The sequence below is a fragment of the Novosphingobium mangrovisedimenti genome, from assembly GCF_025153475.1.
Lineage (GTDB): Bacteria > Pseudomonadota > Alphaproteobacteria > Sphingomonadales > Sphingomonadaceae > Novosphingobium > Novosphingobium mangrovi_A.
Genome location: NZ_JANZXA010000026.1, coordinates 1 through 21722, shown reverse-complemented (window position 1 = coordinate 21722; position 21722 = coordinate 1). Strand labels below are relative to the sequence as shown.

Sequence of the window (21722 nt, the reverse complement as noted above, 5' to 3'; positions counted from 1 at the left end):
ATCCAGCGTTGACGAAGGGCCGCAATTTTGTCGAGGGCATAGAGATTGGACTGACGGCGCGCACCGTACAGCAGGTGCACCGCCCGGTCTGCGCCCCGGTCAAGCGCCTGCTCCAGAATCGAGATAATCGGCGCTAGACCACTACCCCCGGCGATGCAAAGAATGGGGGCAGTGCTGTCCTTGAGAGCGAATTGCCCATAGGGGGCGGCAACCTTCAGCTCCATTCCGGTGCGATCGGTGCAGAACAGCCAGTCGGTAAATGCGCCGCCCGGAACGTGCCGGATGTGAAAATGCAGTTGCTGGGTGGGGCCGCCAACCGTCGCGAAGGCGAATGAATAACTGCGTGCACCTTCGATGCCGGGAGCGGTCAGATCAGCGTATTGTCCGGGAGTGAAGGCCAGCGGCCGGTCCAGTTCGATGGTCATCCCGATTATATCCTCGCACAGCCGTAGCGCGGCGACGATGGTGCCGCGATATGCAGCAATGGCGATCCCTTGCGAGAGTGGCGCATCAACCGCGATTGTCAGATCCGAGCGCGGAATGGCCTGGCAGGCGAGGCGAAAGCCGCGGCGCAGTTCTTCGCCCTCAAGTGCAAGGGCCGACGGGCTCAATTCACTGATCTTGCCGGACAGGAGCTTGAATTTGCAGGTACCGCATGAGCCGACCTTGCAATCGTGCGGCATGGCCAGACCCGCGTCCAGCATCGCTTCAAGAAGTGTTTTGCCCGCCGGTGTGTCAAGCGTGGTCGGCGATCCTTCCACGGTTACGGTGTTCATCTTGGATTTGCGCAGGAAAGAAAACATTGTCGGGTTTGTCCGAAATGGGCGGGCGGAATCCGCAGTTGCGGTTTGTCGCCCGAATGAGGGTAGACGATTGGCTTGGCGTTCAAGTGCTGGCCAGCCAGCGCGGCCAACCAGCCTGTGCGTTGGCCTGATCCGCCAGCTTGCGTTCGCCGGGGGTGGCGAAACATTCGTCCCAGTCCTTGAGGCGCGGTTGCGCGATGAAGCGGAACCAGACCGGCGGGATCAGTCCGGCGGCGAAGCACAGGAACAGTGAGGGCATCTGCGGCGCTTGCGGTTCGGGCTTCAGCGCATAGAAGGGAATATGCCCGTCAAGGTGATGGTTGATGTGGTTGGTGATTTCCGCACCGATCGGCCGGACGATCGCGCCAAGGTGGTTCCAGGCGTGATGGAGCTCGATCGGCGCCCCTTCGACCCGGATCAGGCCATAGTGCTGGAAGTAGTTGAACCCCTCCACGAACATCTTGGCCATTACCATCGCGCCGACAGCGGTCAGCGCCGCGCCAAGGCCTGCCGTCAAGCCCACAAAGACGATGATACTGCCCGATAAGAGCGGCAGTAGCCACACCGGATTGCGCCATCCCAGCGAAGCATGGCCGAGCTTGCGTAGGATTTCGGCCGACTTTTCCCAAGTATCCTTGTAGGAACCCCAAGTCGCCTGGAACACGAAGCTGTAGATGGTCTGCCCGCGCCGAGGGGTATCGCTATCCTTGGCCGTGTCGAGATGGACGTGGTGGGTGACGATATGGGCGATATCGCGATTGGGGTCGCCGTAGAACGCGCTCAGACACTTGGCGACATAGCGTGGAAACCAGTGGCGGCGGTGCATCAGCTCGTGCGCCACCGGCAGGGTCGGCACCGCCGAGAGCCAGCCCAGGCTGAGCAGCGATCCGGCCAGTTGCCAGCTTGAATTGTCGGCGCCGGTGATCGGGTTGATCGCGGTCGCAACCGATCGGGCAAAGGCCCAGACCAGCAGGATCATGCACGGGAGCTGGAGGTACATGGCGAAATCGCCAAGCAGTGCCGTGCCCTGCGCGCGCATCTTGTGGTCCGCCGGCAGCAGAATATCCAGCGTCATCAACACCGGAAAGGTCGCCGCGCCCAGCCAGACGTAGCTGCCGCCCAGCATGAATCCGATAACGCCCGCCAAGGTCATGCCCGGGATGAGAAAATAGCGCAGTCCGTCCATCGGATTTCTCCCGAGTTATTCTGTTCTGGCCTTGCCCGTCGAGGCAAGGGTGAGGGCGGCGGCGGGCCACCGCCCTCGGGCCTTCATCAGTACTTGTATGCAAGCTTCAGGAACCATTCGCGCGGACGCGAAAAACTGGCTGTCGCTGCTCCGCCGATGTCGAGATCGACGTAACCGCCCTGGATGTACCGCTTGTTTGTCAGGTTGGTGACGCCGCCAGTCAGGGTGAAGTGCTCGCTCTTGTCGGTGAACGAGGCGCTGGTCCCGAACACGCTGTAGGCCGGCTGGAACAGCTGCGGGTTGTTCACGGCGTCCTTGAACGTGCTGCTCTGATAAGACCAGTCACCACGCAGGGTCAGCTTGCCCATGCTGCCTTGGTAAACGTCAGCGTTGATTGCTGCTGAAGCCGTCCATTCAGGGACGAAGGCGAACTTGGAGTCCTTGGTGACCGGGGCTGCTGAAAGGTCGATATCGGTATAATAGGCATCAAGATAGCCGACACCAAAGGTCAGGCGCACTTGATCGATCGGTGCAGCCTCACCCTCAACTTCGAAACCCTTGATCCGGCCTGCACCTGCGTTACGAACCTTGGGCGCGATCCCTTCGTTCACGACGATCTGCATGTCGCTGTAATCGGACAGGAACGCAGCCAGATTGAGCCGCAGACGGCGGTCGAAGAACTCGTTCTTCAAGCCGACCTCATAGGATTCGACGAACTCGGGCGTGAATGAGGGGGTTGTTACCTCCGCGGGGAAGATGCGCTGGCTGAACCCACCGTTCTTGAAGCCTTTCGAGTAGGACGCATAGATCAGCATATCGTCTGTGATCTTGTAATCTATCGAGACAGCTGGGGTCCATTCCTTCGCCTTGGCCTGGACTTCAACAGCCGGCATTGTGTGGTTGCCACCAGGGTTTGTGGCTGATGGTGTGCATCCGCCTGGGAGCGGGAAGCCAGCCAACGCTTCGAGACCTGCAGTGCCCGGGGGGATCACGCCTGGCACGGCCTGACCAACAAGGCACTGGCTGAAGGCGATAAACGCCCCCTGGGGGTAGAGCGAAGCAAGAATTGGATCGGAGACGGATCGGTCGACGAACGTAACCTGGCTCGATGGATCGTATCGCTTTGTCTCATTGGTGTAGCGAATACCTGGTGTAATTGAAAAACGATCTGTTAACTTGAATGTCGCTTGAGCAAAGGAAGCAAAGCTATCATTATCGATGTCACCACCAGTAATGAAGCGGGCAAAGCCGAATTCCATTGGGGTGTAATCAGTACCCTTTTCCTTCAAGTAATACACGCCTGCTGTAAATTTAATTCGATCATCGAGCAGACTTCCGTTCAATTGCAGTTCCTGGGAGGCCTGCCAGACGTCAACGTGTAAAGGCAGCTGAAGAATATTATGTGGAGTCCCGTCGAAATCGTACTCAGCCACAGTGCTCTGGTCGCGATAAGCTGAAATTGATTTTAGGGCAAAGTCGCCGAGTTCGTAATCCAGAGTTAGATTAACTCCCCAAAGATCAAGGTCCGACTGGTTCTTACCACCAGCCCATGTGGTGTCTGGATCACCTGTGATCCAACGAGTGCTTGCACACGCTGGGTTATCGATCGGCGCCAAAGTGCCAGGAGCACCAAGACCGCTCCAAGGCGTTCCGCAACCTTGCCCGGCTTGCGTGATCTTGTTCCAGAAATACATTGAGCTTGGTGCGGCAATCTGACGATTGGATCCGCCCGGAGGCGCGCTGTTCGGAACATCGACAAATCGCAACGGAACAGGTTGGTCCCGAAGTTCGATCAATGAAATGGCTGTTTGCTCTTCGCGGCGGATATTGATGTCACCGCTCAGGTTGACGGTTAGCTTGTCGGTCGGTTCCCACTTGAAGGCAAGCCTGGCACCAAAGCTGTCCTTGTTGCCCTGTCGGCCCCCATCGGACAGCCGGCGTTGAAAGCCATCACGTGTTTCATAAGAGGCAACAGCCCGCATTGCTAGATTGTCACTCAGCGGTAAATTGACCATGCCCTTGAAATCGGCGCGATTGAAACGACCGGTGGTCGCCTCGAGCCTCAGGTCGAACTTGTTCTGTGGTTGGACCGAGTTTACTACAATCGCGCCACCAATCGTATTTTTACCAAACAAAGTTCCCTGAGGACCACGCAGAATTTGCACACTTGCGATGTCCGATATGTCGAGCAGTGCGCCAACGGAACGCGCAACATAGACACCATCTACGTAAACGCCCACGCCTGGATCCACAGTAATGTTGAAATCAGTTTGGCCGACGCCGCGAATGAACGCTGTTATCGAGGCACTTGAACCTGAAATGTTGGCGACCGGCTGGATGTTCACGTTGGGCGCGAACTTCGATACCTGCGCGACGTTGTTGATCTGCCGCGATTCCAGCATTTCAGCGTTCATCGCGGTGATCGCAACAGGTGTATCCTGCAAATTTTCGGCGCGCTTGCGCGCGGTGACGATGATTTCACCTAGGCCGCCTTCGTTGTTCTGCTCTTCGACCTGCTGCTCGCTCGATGCCGCTTCCTGAGCATATACGGCCATGGGGACAAGGCCTACCTGCCCGACAAGCATCGATACGCTAGCACGCAGCGCTAGCTTCCTTAAATTCAAGCATCCCATTTTTTTTTTCATTCGTTTTCTCCCTATTTAAAGTAATTCAGAACAGTGGATCTGCGATCGTGCCCTTCTTGCTTGGCACCTATTGGCGGTTAGGTACCGTAAGATTTCCTGAGACATAAAGGTTAAGGACGGATTCAGATGTAAATGTTCAGGTTTTTGCTGAGCATCACATTGTGCTTGAGAATCGCGCGGCGTTTGACCAGTTGAAAGGCGTGGCCGACTTGGCGCCAGATGTCAATACGGTTGCCAACCAGCGAATCCTCGTCGCGTTCGTTGCGATTGCGATAAGCATAGAAGTTCGAATAGACTCGGAACTCGTCGGCCTTTTCCGTAAGCTCCACCTCGACGTTGGTGATGATGTGGGTGTAGCGCGTCGCCGGATCCTCCGACCAGGCCGTGCCAGTCTCGAGCCGTGAAAGCCGCTTGAGGATTTCGGGCTTGCTGTCGTTGTAATAGGCCATCCGGGTCAGGTCGGTCACCTGCTCGGTCTTGTCGCGGCGATAGCGGGTTTCGATTCCAGGCATGTGGTAATGCAGGTCTTCCGCCAGCATCTCGGCCCAGTCGGCATAGTTCTCGGTGTCGAGCAGGCGCGCTTCGCGATACAGCGTCTGGGTCAGCGCGTGGGTCAGTTCGAGCGATGCGGCAGTGCCTTCGCGTGTGCGCTTGAGGGTTGCGGTGTCGGTCATGGCTGTAGTTCCTCTCAGAGCGCGAACAGGCCGGGCAGGTCGCGGGTTTCGGCCACATTGCCAAGCCGCGGTTCGGGGCGTGCCGGCATCTTGCCGAACTCGTCATGGGTCATCATGTCGAGCCAGCGCTGGTAGAAGCCGCGCTGGTTGGCGTCGTTGTACTGCCCGCGATAGACAATGCCCGGCAGGGTATCGTGCTCTATCTCGCGCCCGATGCCGCAGCGATAATGCAGGCGTTCATGTCGGGTGACTACACCGCGGTTGACCGTGGTGCAGTTTTCCCAGTTTTCGCCATCGTCCATTTCAAACGTGCCACCGGGGCCGAAGGTCTGCATGACGCCCTTGGTGACTTCTTCCTTGATGTCGTCGGGCATGGCCTTGTTGACGATCACCCAGGTCTTGAGCTCGAACTGCATCGGCCCCTTGGGCTGCCACTGGCGGAAGGTGGAGATGCCGGGCAGGAAGGACACGTTGGGGAAGATCGAGGCCGAGGCGACCGAGCCGAAGATCTTCGAGCGCATTTCGCCCAGGCGTTCGGCCATCTTCGGGCGGATCTTGTTGTAATAGTCCATGACCTTGGGGCGGCCCAGCAGAACAAGATCGCCCACGCCTTCGGTGCCGAATTCCCAGCCGTGCCCGTTCATGCTGGCGTGATAGGAATTCTGCATGTCGATCGGCGGGAAAGGCTGGCCGTTGTTCATCGATCGTGCCCCTGAATCATGCGTCCAGCCAGCGTGATAGGCGTCGCCGATGAAGTTCTCGACCCCGAACTTCCAGTTGGCGCTGATCACCGATTTGATGCAGCCACCGATGAATTCGGTGCCGCCTTCCTCGTTGTCGAGGATCATGTCGAGATACCACCGGAAATCGCCCAGCCAGGCTTCCAGGCTCGGCGCATCGCTGTTGAACGTGGCGAACACCAGGCCCTTGTAGTTGCCGACCTTGGCGACGTTCTTGAGGCCATGGTTCTTGAAGTCGATATCGCCCGCGTCGTAGCAATATTCCTCGTGCATGCCCTTGAGGTCGCCGGCGGTGTCAAACGCCCAGCCGTGGTAATTGCAGACGAACCGACGAGTGTTCCCGGCATCGGCGAAGCAGACCTTGTTGCCGCGATGCGGGCAGGAATTGAGCATGACCCGGATCGACCCGTCGGGCTGGCGGGCGACGATCACCGCATCTTCGCCCATGTGGGTCGTCAGGAAGTCTCCGGAACTGGGGATCTGGCTTTCGTGGGCAACGAACAGCCACGACCGCGCGAAAATGCGGTACAGCTCCTCCTCGTAGATGTCGGCATCCGAAAAGATCCGGCGGTCAAGCCAGCCTTCCTTGAGGTCCATGTAGCGTGAATAATCCGGTTCGCGGCCAATACGTTCAATTCGCATGATAGATCTCTCCAGTTAAGATATTCAGAAAAAGGCGTTGAGATTGCTGTCTGGCATAACCGAGTGGTCAAGCACGATGTCGCGCGAGGCGAGCAACCAGCAGCTACCCTCGCTACGCCACCGGTCGGTGCGCCCCGCAGTGAGCAGGCGGGTAGTGCCGTCGATCCGGTTCCGGTGCATCACCAGCACAGAATGGACCCGCACCTCGTTATCGGCCTGGTTGGCCAGCACCTCGACGTTGGAGACAGCGCGGCGGATGTAGTTGGGCGGATCCTCGGCCCAGACGAAGCCGGATTTCAGGCGATCCACCCGCATTTTGAGCCGACCCAGATCCTCGTTGAAGATTACCCCTGGGCCAAGTGGCAAAGGCGGCGAACGGTCAGCGCGGAACCTTCGGCTCTTCAGTTCCAGGCGATAGCTGACGTCTTTGCCAAGCATGGCCAGCCAGCCGTCGAGATCTTCGTTGTCGAGCAGCCGGGCTTCGCGGTGGAGTGCCTGGGTAACTGCAACGATCACCTCCACCGGGGGAGGGGCAAGCGGTCGGTCAAGCATGCTCGGCCTCCTCGTCGGTCAGCGAGTTAATGTTGTACGTGGGCACTTCGGCCCAGGTTTCCGCCATCATGTGCTCTTGCCAGCGGCGGTAGAAATAGCGCTGGTTGTGTTCGCTTACCAAGCCGGAGGCGATATCGCCGGGGAAGCCCTCGCGCTTGCCCGAGCGGCCCAGCGCCATGTTGGTGTAGACATCCATCTGCGCCGTGCGCCAGCCGCGCGACTGTTCGGTGCAGGCGGTCAGATTGTCGCCATCGTCGTTGTCGAAAAGGCCCGCCAAGCCGAAGGTCAGGCACTGGTTTTCGAGAATCTGCGCTTTCACCGCCTCGGGCATGTCGTTTTCGGCCATGGCCCAGGTCCACTGTTCGATCTGGGTGGGACCCTTTGGATGATAGACCCGGAACCAGTTGAGCCCGGGCAGCAGTTGCAGGTTGGGGAAAATGGTTATGTTGACCTGCGCACCCCACACCTGCCTGCCGCGCACTTCGCCCAGACGGTCGATCACCGTCTGGCGGTTGGCCTCTAGGTATTCGAGGATCGGCTTGGGATCAGGATAGAAGGCGTAGCCGGAAACGCCGTCGAGCGCGCTCAAGACCATGTGCCCGTTCATGCCGGCGACCGACAGCCCGCCATCGAGATCGACCCCGGAATTGCCGACGCTGAGCCCGGTGAGGTCCATCGACTGGACTGCTGCCATCGCGCCGGCATGTGCCCAGCCCAGGTGATAGCCATCGCCGCAGACGTTCTCGACTGGCAGCTTCCAGTTGGTGCCCAGCACCATCTTCTGCGTCTCGCCGAGCAGTGCCGATCCGCCCGGCATGGCATCCAGCCAGACATCGAGGAAAAACTTGGCATCGCCCAGATAGTCATCGAGGCTGGGCGAATTGGCATCCCAGCAGCCGAACACCAGGCCCTTGTACTCGGCCACTTTCGTCACCGGGATCAGGCCGAACTTGGTGCGGTCGAGTTCGCCGAAATAGGCCTCGCTTTCCAGCGGCACCCCGGCGAGCGCGCCGTCCGGGGAAAAAGACCAGCCGTGATAGTTGCAGGTGAAGGCGCGCGCATTGCCGCGATCGGCGCGGCAGATCCGGTTCCCGCGGTGGGTGCAGCTGTTAAGGAACGCCTTGATCGACCCGTCCTTCTGGCGGATCACGATCACATCGTCTTCGCCCATGAAGGTGCGGAAATAGTCGCCCGGCTTCGGAATCTGGCTGGTGTGGACCAGGAACAGCCAGCAGCGCCCGAAGATCCGCTCAAGTTCCTGCCGATAGATGTCTTCGCTCGCGTAGATCGAGCGCGATTGGCGCCCGGTGCGTGAATCAACCAGATCGGCAATGTTGTCGTTCATTTGATCCTCTCCCAACAGCATGGCTAAAGCCGCCATCGATTTTTCTTGTCGGGACAGTTATAAGCACGAATCGTGCCAATATCGTTTTTGGGCCGATTTACCGCAGTCCGGTTGGTCAATCCCACGGCGAGGCACCGTGCAGATCGACGTATATGTAAATGTCGAGGCTTAAGTCTGGGCCGGAAGTTACGAATCTGATAAGCTGACCGGATGGAGACGCTCCCAGGATACGCCGACCTTGCCAGCAAGCTGCTGTTCTCACCGGAAATGGGCCGGATCTGGCATGACGGTGAACGCTGCGTACTGCTCAGCCAAGCGGCCCTGGCCAGCTGGCGCAGCCGCCTGGTGGCCGAATTGGGGCTAGAAGCGGCCAGCCGGTTCTTCTGGGGTGTCGGTTTTGCCGAAGGCGCACGGTGCGCGATCGGCGCGAAGAAATTGCGCCCGGATGGTGATTATCTTGAAGCATTCGCGGTCGGACCGCAGGCACACGCCTTGACCGGGTTCGGCTGGACCCAGATCGAAACTCTTGAAAACGATCCCTCGCGGGGGCATTTCGAAGGCCGGTTCACGGTCCACGATTCGATGGAGGCGGCGATCCATCTCAACGCGATGGGGCACAGCACCGATCCGGTGTGCTGGATGCAGACCGGCTTTGCAAGCGGCTTTGCCACAACCTTCGCGGGACAACCGATCATCATGCGCGAAGTGGAATGTGCGGGGCGAGGCGATGCTGCCTGCGTACTTCACGCCAAACCAAAACCCGAATGGGATCAGTTGGACGACCTCGAATTGGCCGCGACGCCGCTGGTCCTGTCCGAAACGTGGCATGATGCGGGCCAAACGGTGATTGGGATATCGGCAGCGTTCCTCTCAGCCAAGACCATGATCGAACGCACCGCAGCGAGCAATGCGACGCTGCTGTTAATGGGCGAGACCGGGGTCGGCAAGGAAGTGCTGGCCAAGCTCGCTCATCGGCTGAGCACGCGCGAGGCGGAGCCGTTCATCGCGCTCAACTGCGCGGCGATCCCTGAGGGGCTGATCGAATCGGAGCTGTTCGGCGTGGCCAAGGGGGCCTATACTGGCGCGGTTGCCGCCCGGCCCGGTCGGTTCGAGCTGGCCAATGGCGGCACGCTGTTCCTGGACGAGATATCGACACTGTCGCCACTTGCACAATCGAAGATTCTGCGCGCTGTCCAGGAAGGTGAGTTCGAGCGGGTCGGCGATACGCGGACGATCAAGGTGGATGTCCGATTGATCGCAGCATCGAATGTGGAACTTAACGAGGCGGTGCGGGAAGGCACGTTTCGTGCCGACTTGTTCTACCGGATATCGACTTTACCGGTCCGGGTGCCGCCGCTGCGCCAGCGCCGCGAGGACATTCCGGTGCTGCTGGAACACTTCCGTCTGCGTTATGCCCTGCGCCATGGCCGAACAGTATCGGGCTTCACTCCGCGGGCGATTAACGCGCTGTTGGCTTACGATTTCCCGGGCAATGTGCGCGAACTTGAGCGAATGGTGGAACGCGCCGTGCTGTTGGCGGACGACGGACGAGCGATCGACGTCAGACACCTGTTCTTGGAAACCGACGGCCTCGAATTGAAGCCGGCGATGTGCATGACCAACGATGGCAGGATCAGCGCCGTTGACAATGTTGGTAGTCGCGCCAACTTGGTGCGCCAGATGCTGGATCTGATCGTCGATGAGGGCGGAAGCCTGCTGGAAATGGAAGGGCTGGTGATCCGCGAGGCCCTTGATGCAAGTGGGGGCAACGTTGCTCGCGCGGCGCGCACCTTAGGCTTTACCCGTCGGCAGCTCGCCTTGCGTCTTGAAAAAATGGAAATCCAGGAATCCGCCTAGCGCGCGTTAACTCTCGCAACGCATTGCATATTGTGCAAAGAAGGTCTATAGGGAGGTGCGCCTTCCGGCAATAAGACCGGGAAAGCACGCAAAGTTGGGAGAATCGCATGAAATCGGTAGCCGTGGTCGGAGCAAATCTTGCGGGTGGCCGCGCGGTGGAGTCCTTGCGCCAGGCTGGCTTCGATGGCCGGATCACCCTTATCGGCGAAGAACCGTGGCGGCCCTACGAGCGCCCGCCCCTGTCCAAGGAGGTGTTGTGGGATCCGGCCAATGTACCGGACAATTTCTTCCTTCATGACGAGGCCTGGTACGCCGCCAACCGCATCGAAATGCGGCTTGGCACGCGTGCCGAAGCGCTCGACCTGGCGGCGAGCGCTGTGCGCCTGACGGGCGGAGACCTGGTCCAAGCCGACCGCATCCTGCTGACCACCGGTGGTTCCGCCCGCAAGCTCAACATGGAGGGTGCCGACGCCGCCAACGTGCATTACCTGCGCACCCGGGACGATGCCACCCGGATGGCGACGGACCTCAGGGACGGCGCCCGGATCGTCATCATCGGCATGGGTGTGATCGGGGCTGAAGTCGCGGCCAGCGCGGTCAAGCTGGGGTGCCGAGTGACCGCGATCGAACCGCTTGCCGCGCCGATGATCCGTGCGCTTGGGCCGCAGTTCGGGCAGTGGCTGGGCGTGGAGCATCGCCAGCGCGGGGTCGATACCCGCTTCGGGCGCGGCGTGACCGCGATGAAGGTGCTAGACGGGAGGGTGACGCGCGTCGAACTCGATGACGGTTCGCTGGTCGATTGCGATGCCGTAGTGGTCGGGGTCGGGATCGTGCCGGAGATCAGCCTGGCACGGGACGCCGGCATCGCCACCAACAACGGCATCATCGTCGATCGCCAATGCCGCACCAGCAGCGCAAATGTCTTTGCCGCTGGCGATGTCGCCGAACAGGACAGTTTCTTTGGCGGCCATATCCGTCAGGAAACCTACCAAAATGCCGCCGATCAGGCCCAAGCTGCGGCCCTCGCCATGCTCGGGCAGGAGGTCGATTACTGCAAGCCGGTTTGGTATTGGAGTGACCAGTACGATCTCAACATCCAGTTCTGTGGCCATATCCCGGTGCAGGCCGAGGTGACCGTGCGTGGTGACATGGCTAGCAACGCATTTGCCGCATTCTTCCAGTCGGGCGAGACGGTCGAGGGCATCCTGACCGTCAACCGCGCCCCTGACATGGGCATCGGTAAGCGGCTGGTGGAGCGTCGGGCCAAGGCCCAGGCCGTGCAGCTGTCTGATGCCAATGTTTCCCTGCGCGACCTCCTCAAGCAGGCGGGCTAAGCCACGCGGGGCCGGGAATCAGCCGATGCCGCCACCAGCCACAAAGAGCGTCTGGCCCGTGACATAGGATGCCTCGTCAGCCGCGAGGAAACATATCGCCGCGGCCAGCTCCTCAGGCTCGCCAAAACGGCCGAGCGGAGTGTCGCGCAGGGTCTGTTCCATCACTTCGTCAAAGCCCTTGCGGTCTGCGTCCGATGGAGTGGCGGTGTTGCGCGGCGTAACCCGCGTCACATTTACCCCGCCCGGGGCCACGCAGTTGACCCGGATGCCGCAGTCCCCCAGTTCCAGTGACAAGGCTGCCGTCAGCGCCGACACACCGCCCTTCGCCGCCGCATAGGGCACCCGGTTGATGCCGCGGGTCGCCACTGATCCGATGTTGACGATCGATCCTCGGCCAACTGCGCGCATGTACGGAAGCACCGCATGACAGCACCACAGGGTCGGCCACAGCGAACGGTTGATTTCGGCGACGATCTCTTCCGGGGTGTATTCCCAATAAGGCTTGGCCCAGATCGTGCCGCCGACATTGTGGACGGCTATGTCTATCCGTCCGAAGTTTTCGCTGACCGCCTGATAAAGGTCAACAGCTCCGGCCTGTTGCTCAAGGTCGTGGATGGCAGAGTGCGCGTCGATAGCTTCGGCCCTAAGTCGCGAAACCGCTTCCCGAGTCGCCTGCTCGGCCCGGTCGGCAACCACCACCGTCGCCCCTTCGCGACCCAAGCGTAGGGCGGCAGCAAGACCGATCCCCTGAGCAGCGCCTGTGACAACCGCGATCTTGCCTGCAAATCTGCTGTTTGCTCCGGTCATTCTGAACTTCCCCCAAGTTAGTCAGCGTTCACGTGATACATTCGGTCCTTCTCACCCCCACCCATTAATTCGGTATTCCGCTCTTGCCAAGCTGTAGGGCAATGCATTACACAATAGCCAACGCAGAGATGTTTAGGAGAGGCTTCTTGGCGCGTATTCTGTTGACTGCTGCTGATGTGAAAGGCGCATGGGCTATCGTCCCGACGCCCTCTAGGGAAGGTGCCTCCGATTGGCGCGCCACCGATACGGTCAACGTCGATGAGGCGGCCCGCATGGTCAACGGCCTGATCGAGGCCGGGATCGATGGCATTCTTAGCATGGGAACGCTGGGCGAGGCCGCGACCATGACGCTCGACGAGAAGCTGGTCTTCATGAAGACGATCGTCGATGCTGCTGCTGGACGGGTTCCAGTGTTTGTCGGCACGACCTGCATCAACACGCGCGATACCATCGCCCTGACGCGCCAGGCGGTCGATATCGGAGCTACCGGCACGATGCTCGGTATCCCGATGTGGTGTGCGCCCAGCCTTGATGTGGCGGTCCAGTTCTACCGCGATGTTGCCGAGGCAGTGCCCGATATCAACATCGCGATCTATGCCAACCCGGAAGCATTCAAGTTCGATTTCCCGCGCACCTTCTGGGCGCAGGTCGCCGAGCTTCCCCAGGTCGTCACCGCCAAGTACATCGGGGTCAGCACCTTGCTGCCCGATCTTGCCGCGATCAAGGGCCGGATCAAGCTGCTGCCGATCGATTTCGATTATTATGGCGCGTCCCGGATGGACGATTCAATCGATGCCTTCTGGACCAGCGGCGCGGTCTGCCATCCGCTGGTCAGCACGACCTTGCGCGATGTCGTCGCCCAGGCCCGTGCCAGCGGAGACTGGAGCAGGGCCAAGGCGTTCATGGGGCGGCTGGCGCCGACCGCGGCGACGCTGTTCCCCAACGGCAGCTTCAAGGAATTCTCGACCTACAACATCCCGCTGGAAAAGGCGCGGATGACGGCGGGGGGGTGGATGAACGCCGGTCCGTGCCGGCCGCCCTACCACCTTTGTCCCGAGCCCTACCTTGAAGGCGCACGCAATTCCGGCCGGATGTGGGCCGAGCTCGGCAAGGCGCTCGAGGCGGAACGCTGAAATGATCTGATTCACCGAAATCGAACCGTGGGAGAACGAGGATGGCTGAAGCGACTCTGACCTGGCCGAAGAACTACAACGAGGTTCCCAAGGCTGCCTTTATCCGCGCGGATCTCTACGCCGATGAGATCCAGCGGATCTTTCACGGTGCGGAATGGCATCCGATCGCCCACGAAAGCGAATTGCCCAATCCGGGTGATTTCAAGACCATGCGGCTGGCCGGCATCCCGCTCTTGATCTCGCGCGACGAGGCTGACGTGGTGCGGGTGTTCTACAACGCCTGCTCGCACCGTAGCAACCAGCTCGAAACCGCGGTGATGGGCAACAAGACCGAGTTTGAGTGCCCCTATCACCGCTGGCTGTTCAACGCCAAAGGCGACCTTGTCGGCTGCCCCAACCCGCGTGAATTCCTGCCCGGTTTCGACAAGGCCGACTATCCCCTAGGGCAGCCACGGTTCGAATTGTTCTATGGCCTGATCTTCGTGACTTTTTCCAGCGAGACTGAGCCGCTCGAGACTTTCCTGGGAGAGGCTGGCGAAACACTGCGCGAGCTGATGGCCGGCGACGGGCGCCTGAAGCTTCTGGGCTATCAGAAGGTCCGCTATGACAGTAACTGGAAGGGCTACAACGACAACGACGGTTACCATGCTCCCTTGTTGCACGCTGCGTTCAAGATGCTGAACTGGCAAGGCGGGAAAGGGCGGCAATATACCTGCACCAGGCGCGGGCACGTGTGCTTCGAATCGGCGCTTTCGGTGGCGAGCGGCCCCAGCGTTCTCAAGGACAAGGATCTGATTGCGTTCAAGGGGCAGGATCCCTCGGTCGGATCGCGCATCGTCCAACTGTTCCCTACTTTCGTCTCGACCAAGCACCTTGACATCATCAACCTGCGCTTCGCGACCCCGATCGACGCGGAAACGACCGAGGTTCATTACGCCTATTTCGCGCATCAGGACGATGACGACGAAATGCTGCGCCACCGTTTGCGGCAAAGCTCGAACCTACTGGGCCCGTGCGGATTGATCAGCATGGAAGACGCCTCGATCTTCCACAGGATTCATATCGGCAGCCACACCCCGGGGAATGCGATTTTCCAGAAGGGCGTACGTGATCCATCCAAGCTGGAATCTGAATTTCTGCAGAACGATGAAAGTGGCAACCTGCCCCGCTGGGAATATTATCGTTCAGTGATGGGTTTCGAAAGGGCTGAGGCATGACTGACTCCATAGACGGGCTGGAAATGGCGCTCGACCGGCTGTTGCTGGCCGACGCCAATGCACTCGACAGCAAGGACATGAAAGGCTGGCTGGCGAACTATGCCGAGGAAAACGAGGCCTCCTATTATTGCCGCGCGACCGAGAACACCGAGCACAACCTTGAACTCGGGTTCATGTTCGACGATTGCCGCGCGCGACTCGAAGATCGCGTCACGTATGTCAACGAAATCTGGGCGGGGACGTTTCAGGACTACCGCACCCGCCATTTCGTCCAGCGCGTCAGCCATTGGCAGGTCGATGCCAGCACGGCGGAAGCCATCTCGAATTTTTCGGTGTTCATGACGCCGATGGATACCGGTGTCACCCAGGTTCTTGCCGTGGGCCGTTATCTCGACAGGCTGCGATTGTCGGACGCAGGCGACGCCAAGTTGCTGTCCCGCCGCGCCGAACTCGACACCTCGGTCCTCCCCCGATATCTTGTATACCCGATTTGAGTTGCTGCACTCTGTCTTCAGACCGAAAATTCGCTGAAACCAACGGGAGTATGGATAGATGATCATTGACGCGCATGCCCATCTGGTTGCTCCGGTATCACTTTATGCGCACAGAAGCAATCTGATTGTTTGGGGGGCAATACGGCAAGGCTTACGGCGCGAAAATGAGCGATGGTCAACTTCGGTAAAGCGCTGAACAGAACGTCTTGATGGATTCGGTGGGAACAGACGTTCAGCTGCTGTCGCCTCGACGGTTCCTCACCCTGAACGGGAATGCCCGGTGGCATGAATCGTCGATTGGACTTGCGGGTTGTCGACGAACTTGATTTCGTCGGTGCCTTGCTCAACCCCGATCCAAGCCAAGGCATGAATGGCACGCCACCGCTGGGAAATCCCTATTGGTACCCCTCTCTACGAACGTCTTTGCGAGCTCGACTTGCCGGTCCATATCCATGCCGGTTGATGACCATCCTTAATATCGGTCCGATCACAGCAACGGCGCTGGCCGCTTTGGCACCGCCGCCAGAAGTGTTCCGCACGGGCCGGGACTTCGCGGCCTGGCTGGGCCTGACACCACTCCAAAAATCAACTGACGGCAAACAGCAGCTTGGAGCTACCTCGAAGATGGGGAACGAACCTTGCGACGGCTCCTGATAATCGGGGCGAGCTCGGTTGTGTGTCAGGCAACAAGGCGCGGCGCACCAGCGGGTTCATGGCAGGCACGGATGCTGGCGCGCAAACCAAGAATGCTGGTGATCACCGCACTTGCCAACAAGATGGCGCGGACGGTGTGGGCGCTGATGCTGAAGAATGAGACTTATAGAGCACTGGTCGTGGCTGGGTAACCAGTCACGACCACGAGGGTGTGCGCAGATATAGGAAGGTCAGATGGAAGATATGGCATAACGGTCGATGAGACGGGATCAGCAAAACCAGATAGGGTCAAGGTGCTACCCAAGCACGCAGTCCTGATATGGAGCCGATCCGTGAACTCCCATACGGGCCAGCGGCATCGATAAAGCCGCATTAAAGGCCGGACAGATGTAAGCACCCGACTACACGCCAAGCCTCCAATTACCCCTTGCATCTTACGGGGCGTCCACAGATAACCCTAGCATTACAGTTGCATTTTTCACTTGAGGTGAGCGCGTCTGGAGGTGGCTTGATGCGCGCGTCGCCAGCATGACCAGGCAGTGACGTAGGCCGGGCTTATACAGCGCTGGACAAGCTTGTTGGCGATGCGTCGGACTTCCTGTGTAGCGCGACAAACTGGATGAGGATTACGCTGATATTCCTCTGATTTGGTGGACACCTTAGCTAAGCTCTGCGGGGCAAGGAAGGTGCAATAATGACTACACAGAAGCGGGTATTTGCGCCCGAGTTCAAACGCGAGACGGTTGCGCTACTGGAACGCAGCGGTCGACCGTTGGCCCATATTGCGGCTGAAGTTGGCATTATGCCGTCGATGCTGCAGGCATGGAGGCGGTCGACACGCAGTGGGCCGCTTTCGCAAGCGGTGTCGGCAGGCGCGATAGCGCCGTTGCCATCGCCTGCTGATCAGGCATCGCAGATCACGAAACTGAAGCGCGAGTTGGTTCGCACGCGGATGGAGCGCGACATCCTAAACGTATGGCCCGCCCCGTCGGCAAGGGGTAAATTCGAGTTGGCATGATGGGTCTGCATCAACGTATCCGGTCTCAAGGCTGAAGCCCTGGCCAAGATGGATATCCGCACAGCCTGGCCCGGGACTGTCAGTAATTTTGTGCGCGGAGCCGGTTTTGTTCATCAGTACCATGAACCTGTCGCCGAAGAGAACGGCAAACTGGGTTTTGGCCTCTGTCCACTCGCGCGGCGGCCGTTTCCATTCCTCGGCCGCGTGATTGAGGACGAGGTATAGCAGCTTCATCGCCGCCTCGTCACCGGGGAAGTGGCCACGGGTGCGCACGGCTCGCCTGAGCTTCGAGTTCAGCGCCTCGATCGCATTCGTTGTGTAGATCATCCGCTGGATCGGTGTGCTGAAGGCAAAGAACGGGATGACCTGCTCCCAGTGGCAACGCCAGCTTTGCGCGATGGGCGGATATTTCTGGCCCCAATGCCCTTCTTCGAAGGCTTCCAGCGCGGCAGGCCGGCTTCGGCATTCTTGGCGCGATAGACGCTTCGCAGGGATTGAGCGACGGATTTCCTGTCCTTCCAGGACGCGAAGTTCATCGAGTTGCGGATCAGATGCACGATGGGGTCGTTGAAAAAGCCCCATTATCGTCGATCTGCGACAGATGGTCTGCCAATGCCACGAGTTTTGCGACTGGGGCGCACGATCAAGCGACACCGAAGCTGTGCAACTGTTTCCGGCGCGTATGGGTGTTCAAAACCCCGTAAATCAGCGCAATCAGGGCGACGGCGAGCCGCTTGAGGTTAATCGCGGCGGCGGTGAGGAATGCCTGGATGCGCATGTTATCGAGACCGCGCCGGACGGCACGCGCAAGACCATGCCAGGTTTTGGCTTCGCCATGGACGCCTTCGACCCGCCAGCGGTGACGCTGATAGAGCCGTTCTTCTCGCTCACCCCACCGCAGCCGTCTACGCCGCGCCCGTAGCAATGATGGGTGATTGACATTGAACACGACCACACGGCCATAACGCGACGGGCTGACGCAGCGCGCCTTGAGCGGGCATGCCGCGCAATCTTTGGCATTGGCATGAAAATGCTGAAACGCTCCGCGCTGAAGCTTGCCCCTGGGGTGCAGGATCTTGCCTCTAGGGCAGCGAGCGATGTTGTGGCGCGCATCAAACTTGAAGCGACGGGTGGGAATGACCTTGCCGGGCGGCGGTTCGGCCTTGGCCGGAACCACGCCTTCGATCTCGCGATCTTCAAGCGCGCGGAAGACTTTGGCATAGGCATAACCGGCATCCATTGTGGCAACCGCCATCGCCGCGCCGGTCGTCGCGGTGATGGCATCGAGCCGTGCGACCACAGCTATACCCTCGTTCTCCTCACCGGTCGCAACCTCTACATCGACGATGACGCCGGCGACATCGTCCACGGCGGTGTGCTGTTTGTAGGCCGGTTCAAGTCGGCGGTTGCGGCCGTTGGTCGCCATGGTCGCGTCGGGATCGGTGGCACAAACCTTCTTTGACCTGCCCTTCTTGCGATTGTCGAAAAGCGTTTCGTCGTTCGCCTCGGTGACCGCCTCGACGTGGCGAACAACCAGCGAGTCCCAGCTGACATGGGCACGGATCAGCGAGGCATCGATATGGACGACTTCGCCGGTTGCAATCTTCGCGGCAATACAAGCCTGCACCGTCCGCTCGAAAATACGGCGGAAACGTTCTGCTCCCCAGCGTTGACGAATGCGCGTCAGCGAAGAATGATCCGGCAACGGCTCATGTAGCGCGAAACCGCAAAACCAGCGGATCGCCAGGTTCACCTGCGCCTCGCGCATCAGTCGGCGGTCATGCACGATACCAAGCAGGAACCCGGCGAGCATCAGCCGGACCGCAACCTCGGGATCGATACCGGGACGGCCATTGTCAGCGCAGTAAAGGTCGCTGACCTCGTCGCGCAGCCATCTCAGGTCGAGAACCCGGTCCACCCGCGCCAGGACGTGATCGTCCGGAATCAGCTGACGAAGCGATCCCGTGATGAATAGTTCAAGCTGACCCCGCTCCTTGCAGCCAAGCATAATGCCATCTCCCACTGCCTCGACACAGTGAATCAGACCGGAGCGACTTTTTCAATGACCCCACGATACAGGTTTGCGACCGTTTCGGGGAACACGGCGTTGATCGCATCGGGGAAGCCTTTCAGACCGTCAACGACGGCGATCAGGATATCGGCCACACCCCGGTTCTTGAGCTCGTTCACGAAAGGATCGCTGGGCCTAGAACTTCGGTATCCAGCAGGGACGCCCCATCACGGTTCGCGAGAACCGGCAATGGAAACCTGCTGTCGCCTTCTGCCGTTACGCCGACGACTTCGTCGTCATCGTCAAGGGCACCAAGGCACATGCCGAGGCCATCCACGAGGAATGCCGGGCCCTTCTGGAAGGCAACCTGAAGCTGACGTTGAATATGGACAAGAGCCATATCACCCACGTCGACGACGGGTTCGTGTTCCTCGGGCACCGGATTATCCGCAGGCGGGGATCGAGCGGACGTATGTCCGTGGTCTCGACGATACCCAAGGAGAAAGCCAAGACCTTCGCTCGCCGATTGGTCGAGACCCTCTCCGGCAATCATGAGATTGCCACGGTGGACATGATCGACAGCCTGAACCGCCAACTGGCGAGCTGGGCCGCGTTCTATAAGTTCACCGACTTCACGGCGCGCACATTCCGGCGCATCGACACTGTCGCGTTCTGGAAAATGGCGCACTGGTTGGCGCAGAAATTCCGGTCCCGCATCAAGCCCTTGATGCGCAAATGGTACCGCGTTCCGGAAATCGGCCACTCAAAGACGTGGCTGATTTACAGCCGGAGCAATCAGGGCAATGCCGTCGGCAAGGCGCTACGACGACTGGTCACCAGCCAGAAGTTGCAGTTCCGGTGGCGGAACCCGGAGCGAAATCCCTACATCTACAGGGACGAACTCCGAAACACCGTCACTTCCCGTTATCATGATGTCGCCATGGCCATGGGCCAGGGTTGAATAGAGAGCCTTATGCGTTGAAAGGTGCACGTACGGTTCGGGGAGGGGAAGCGCTTATGCGCTTTCAGGTCCTGTGGGAAGAATACATTGCTGCTCATCCCGACGGCTACCGCTACAGTCGCTGGTGCGAGCTGTTCCGAGGCTGGGAAGGCCGGCTGCCGCTGGTCATGCGCCAGACAGACCCATGCCGGCGGTGAGAAGCTGTTCATCGACTACGCCGGCGACACGGTGCCGGTGGCGGTGAACCGTGCATTGCCTCGCCAGAAATGTTCCTGTGAATTGAGTGTTGCCTCATCGGAAATGTTCCCAAGCCAGCGGCGTCGGGAGGATTAGAATGAGGAAGGTGAGCATGGCAACACGGGAGGAGTTGATCTCGGCAGTCCGGGATCGATATCGGTCAGCAGGGCGCAAGGAAAAGGGCCGCATACTCGATGAATTTGCCCGGATCACAGGCTATTGTCAGTGGGCGTGTAATTCTCCGCAAAAGTGGGCTTTGAAAATTCCCTGATTGTTGGACCTGATTGCCAATGAGCCGGGGTTAACCCCGGCTCATTGGCAACGCCAAAATCGGCGCGAGAAAGTCTCCTCGTGGGAGGCGGCGCTGATGATCCGACTTGGAGAAGCCATGATGATACTGGAGTTGCACCGGCAGGGACTGTCGGTGACCGCGATCGCGCGCCGAACGGGGCGCGATCCCAAGACCGTGCGCAAATACATCGAGCGGGGCGTCGAGGTTCCGGTCTACGGTCCGCGCACGACGGGCCGGCCGAGCAAGATCGCTCCTTACATGGAGTTCCTGCGCGAGCGGGTGTCGGCATTTCCTGACCTGACCGCCTCGCGGCTGACCCGCGAGATCAGGGAGATGGGCTACATGGGCGCCTACACGGCGGTGAAGCGTTACCTCGCGGCGATCCGGCCCGAGCATGGCCCCAAGCCTTACGAGGTCCGCTTCGAGACCAGGGCGGGCGTGCAGGGCCAGGTCGACTTCGCGCGCTTCGTGGTAGAGTTCACCGACGAGCCCGGTGTGGTGCGTATCGTCTGGCTGTTCAGCATGGTGCTGGGCTACTCCCGCTTTATCTTCGCCCGCTATGTGCTGCATCAGGATCTGCAGACGCTGCTGCGCTGCCACATGCAGGCCTTCGAAGCGCTGGACGGCGTGCCGATCGAGATCCTTTACGACCGGATGAAGACGGCGGTGACCGGCGAGGACGACCAGGGTCACATCGTCTACAATACCTCGCTTCTGGCGTTGGCGAAGCACTATCGCTTCCAGCCCAGGGCGTGCCGGCCGTATCGCGCCAAAACGAAAGGCAAGGTCGAGCGGCCGTTCCGCTATATCCGCGAGGACTTCTTCCTGGGGCGATCCTTCCGCAACATGGAGGATCTCAACGCCCAACTCATCGACTGGCTCGACACGGTGGCCAATGTCCGGGTGCATGGCACGACCCAGCGCGTGGTGGCAGAGGCCTTCGCCGAGGAGCAGGAAGAGCTGCAGCGCTTGCCGGACCACCGCTTCAATGCGGTGCAGAAGCTCGAACGGCGGGTCAGCCACGACGGGCTCGTGGCGGTCGGTGGCAACTACTACAGCGTGCCCGACCGGACGCGGCGGATCGTCGAAGTCGAGCAACTGCCGGACCTGATCCGCGTGA

Annotated in this window: 17 protein-coding genes and 5 pseudogenes; 11 read left to right on the top strand and 11 right to left on the bottom strand. The window is 59.9% G+C overall.

The genetic code is table 11. The features are described from left to right. The 7 genes from NZK81_RS20720 to NZK81_RS20690 all read right to left on the bottom strand — a co-directional run. Positions 1-803, bottom strand: an 803-nt coding sequence (locus tag NZK81_RS20720; protein ID WP_260047904.1) for a 2Fe-2S iron-sulfur cluster binding domain-containing protein, incomplete at its 3' end; no start/stop codon positions are given. Positions 804-885: 82 nt separating this feature from the next. Beyond that, on the bottom strand, positions 886-1989 hold the full coding sequence (locus tag NZK81_RS20715) for an alkane 1-monooxygenase (RefSeq protein WP_188823841.1): 1104 nt from the start codon (positions 1987-1989) through the stop codon (positions 886-888). Positions 1990-2075: 86 nt separating this feature from the next. Continuing rightward, positions 2076-4634 carry a TonB-dependent receptor gene (locus tag NZK81_RS20710; protein ID WP_188823839.1) on the bottom strand — a complete coding sequence of 853 codons (2559 nt, stop codon included), beginning with the start codon at positions 4632-4634 and terminating at the stop codon, positions 2076-2078. Positions 4635-4756: 122 nt separating this feature from the next. Continuing rightward, on the bottom strand, positions 4757-5308 hold the full coding sequence (locus tag NZK81_RS20705; RefSeq protein WP_188823838.1) for a 3-phenylpropionate/cinnamic acid dioxygenase subunit beta: 552 nt from the start codon (positions 5306-5308) through the stop codon (positions 4757-4759). A 14-nt stretch (positions 5309-5322) separates the two neighbouring features. Continuing rightward, on the bottom strand, positions 5323-6690 hold the full coding sequence (locus tag NZK81_RS20700) for an aromatic ring-hydroxylating dioxygenase subunit alpha (protein ID WP_188823836.1): 1368 nt from the start codon (positions 6688-6690) through the stop codon (positions 5323-5325). Positions 6691-6714: 24 nt separating this feature from the next. Beyond that, positions 6715-7242 (bottom strand): aromatic-ring-hydroxylating dioxygenase subunit beta, encoded by a 528-nt coding sequence (locus NZK81_RS20695; protein WP_260047903.1) that lies wholly within the window; start codon positions 7240-7242, stop codon positions 6715-6717. Continuing rightward, entirely contained in the window at positions 7235-8587 is a 1353-nt protein-coding gene (locus NZK81_RS20690; RefSeq protein ID WP_008831827.1) for an aromatic ring-hydroxylating dioxygenase subunit alpha, read from the bottom strand. Before NZK81_RS20690 ends, NZK81_RS20695 begins: the two co-directional genes overlap by 8 nt. A gap of 210 nt (positions 8588-8797) precedes the next feature. Here NZK81_RS20690 and NZK81_RS20685 point away from each other — a divergent pair, with 210 nt between their 5' ends. Together NZK81_RS20685 and NZK81_RS20680 are read left to right on the top strand one after the other, a co-directional pair. After that, positions 8798-10444 carry a sigma-54-dependent Fis family transcriptional regulator gene (locus NZK81_RS20685; RefSeq protein ID WP_024020829.1) on the top strand — a complete coding sequence of 549 codons (1647 nt, stop codon included), beginning with the start codon at positions 8798-8800 and terminating at the stop codon, positions 10442-10444. Positions 10445-10551: 107 nt separating this feature from the next. Further along, complete coding sequence (locus NZK81_RS20680) at positions 10552-11778, top strand: NAD(P)/FAD-dependent oxidoreductase (RefSeq protein WP_260047902.1); 1227 nt, start codon at positions 10552-10554, stop codon at positions 11776-11778. Between the two features lie 18 nt (positions 11779-11796). Here the strand turns inward: NZK81_RS20680 and NZK81_RS20675 are convergent, their stop codons facing one another. Beyond that, positions 11797-12585: a 1,6-dihydroxycyclohexa-2,4-diene-1-carboxylate dehydrogenase gene (locus NZK81_RS20675; protein WP_188823743.1), complete on the bottom strand. Its 789-nt coding sequence runs from the start codon at positions 12583-12585 to the stop codon at positions 11797-11799. A 146-nt stretch (positions 12586-12731) separates the two neighbouring features. Here NZK81_RS20675 and NZK81_RS20670 point away from each other — a divergent pair, with 146 nt between their 5' ends. The 5 genes and pseudogenes from NZK81_RS20670 (at position 12732) to NZK81_RS21755 (ending at position 17101) form a co-directional block, all read left to right on the top strand. After that, on the top strand, positions 12732-13718 hold the full coding sequence (locus NZK81_RS20670) for a dihydrodipicolinate synthase family protein (RefSeq protein WP_188823740.1): 987 nt from the start codon (positions 12732-12734) through the stop codon (positions 13716-13718). 41 nt (positions 13719-13759) lie between these two features. Continuing rightward, positions 13760-14935, top strand: a complete 1176-nt coding sequence (locus NZK81_RS20665) for an aromatic ring-hydroxylating oxygenase subunit alpha (protein ID WP_188823738.1) — start codon at positions 13760-13762, stop codon at positions 14933-14935. After that, positions 14932-15429 carry an aromatic-ring-hydroxylating dioxygenase subunit beta gene (locus NZK81_RS20660; protein ID WP_188823736.1) on the top strand — a complete coding sequence of 166 codons (498 nt, stop codon included), beginning with the start codon at positions 14932-14934 and terminating at the stop codon, positions 15427-15429. Before NZK81_RS20665 ends, NZK81_RS20660 begins: the two co-directional genes overlap by 4 nt. Positions 15430-15885: 456 nt before the next feature. Further along, positions 15886-16274, top strand: a pseudogene (locus tag NZK81_RS20655) (transposase); the annotation flags it as partial. 503 nt (positions 16275-16777) lie between these two features. After that, positions 16778-17101: a transposase gene (locus NZK81_RS21755; RefSeq protein WP_188823734.1), complete on the top strand. Its 324-nt coding sequence runs from the start codon at positions 16778-16780 to the stop codon at positions 17099-17101. 123 nt (positions 17102-17224) lie between these two features. Here NZK81_RS21755 and NZK81_RS20650 read toward each other — a convergent pair. The 3 genes and pseudogenes from NZK81_RS20650 to NZK81_RS20640 all read right to left on the bottom strand — a co-directional run. Further along, positions 17225-17661, bottom strand: a pseudogene (locus NZK81_RS20650) (transposase); the annotation flags it as partial. Positions 17662-17744: 83 nt separating this feature from the next. After that, a complete protein-coding gene (locus NZK81_RS20645) occupies positions 17745-19109 on the bottom strand; it encodes a transposase (RefSeq protein WP_260047901.1) in 1365 nt (454 codons plus the stop codon). Between the two features lie 40 nt (positions 19110-19149). Further along, positions 19150-19291, bottom strand: a pseudogene (locus tag NZK81_RS20640) (transposase); the annotation flags it as partial. 29 nt (positions 19292-19320) lie between these two features. Here NZK81_RS20640 and NZK81_RS21635 point away from each other — a divergent pair. From NZK81_RS21635 to istA, 4 genes and pseudogenes are all read left to right on the top strand, one after another. Beyond that, positions 19321-19497: pseudogene (locus NZK81_RS21635) on the top strand (group II intron reverse transcriptase/maturase); the annotation flags it as partial. An 87-nt stretch (positions 19498-19584) separates the two neighbouring features. Further along, positions 19585-20073: a group II intron maturase-specific domain-containing protein gene (locus tag NZK81_RS20630; protein ID WP_229710697.1), complete on the top strand. Its 489-nt coding sequence runs from the start codon at positions 19585-19587 to the stop codon at positions 20071-20073. 65 nt (positions 20074-20138) lie between these two features. After that, a pseudogene (locus tag NZK81_RS20625) lies at positions 20139-20322 on the top strand (IS21 family transposase); the annotation flags it as partial. A gap of 355 nt (positions 20323-20677) precedes the next feature. Next, positions 20678-21722: IS21 family transposase (istA, locus tag NZK81_RS20620; RefSeq protein WP_260047900.1), on the top strand; the 1045-nt coding region annotated here is incomplete at its 3' end.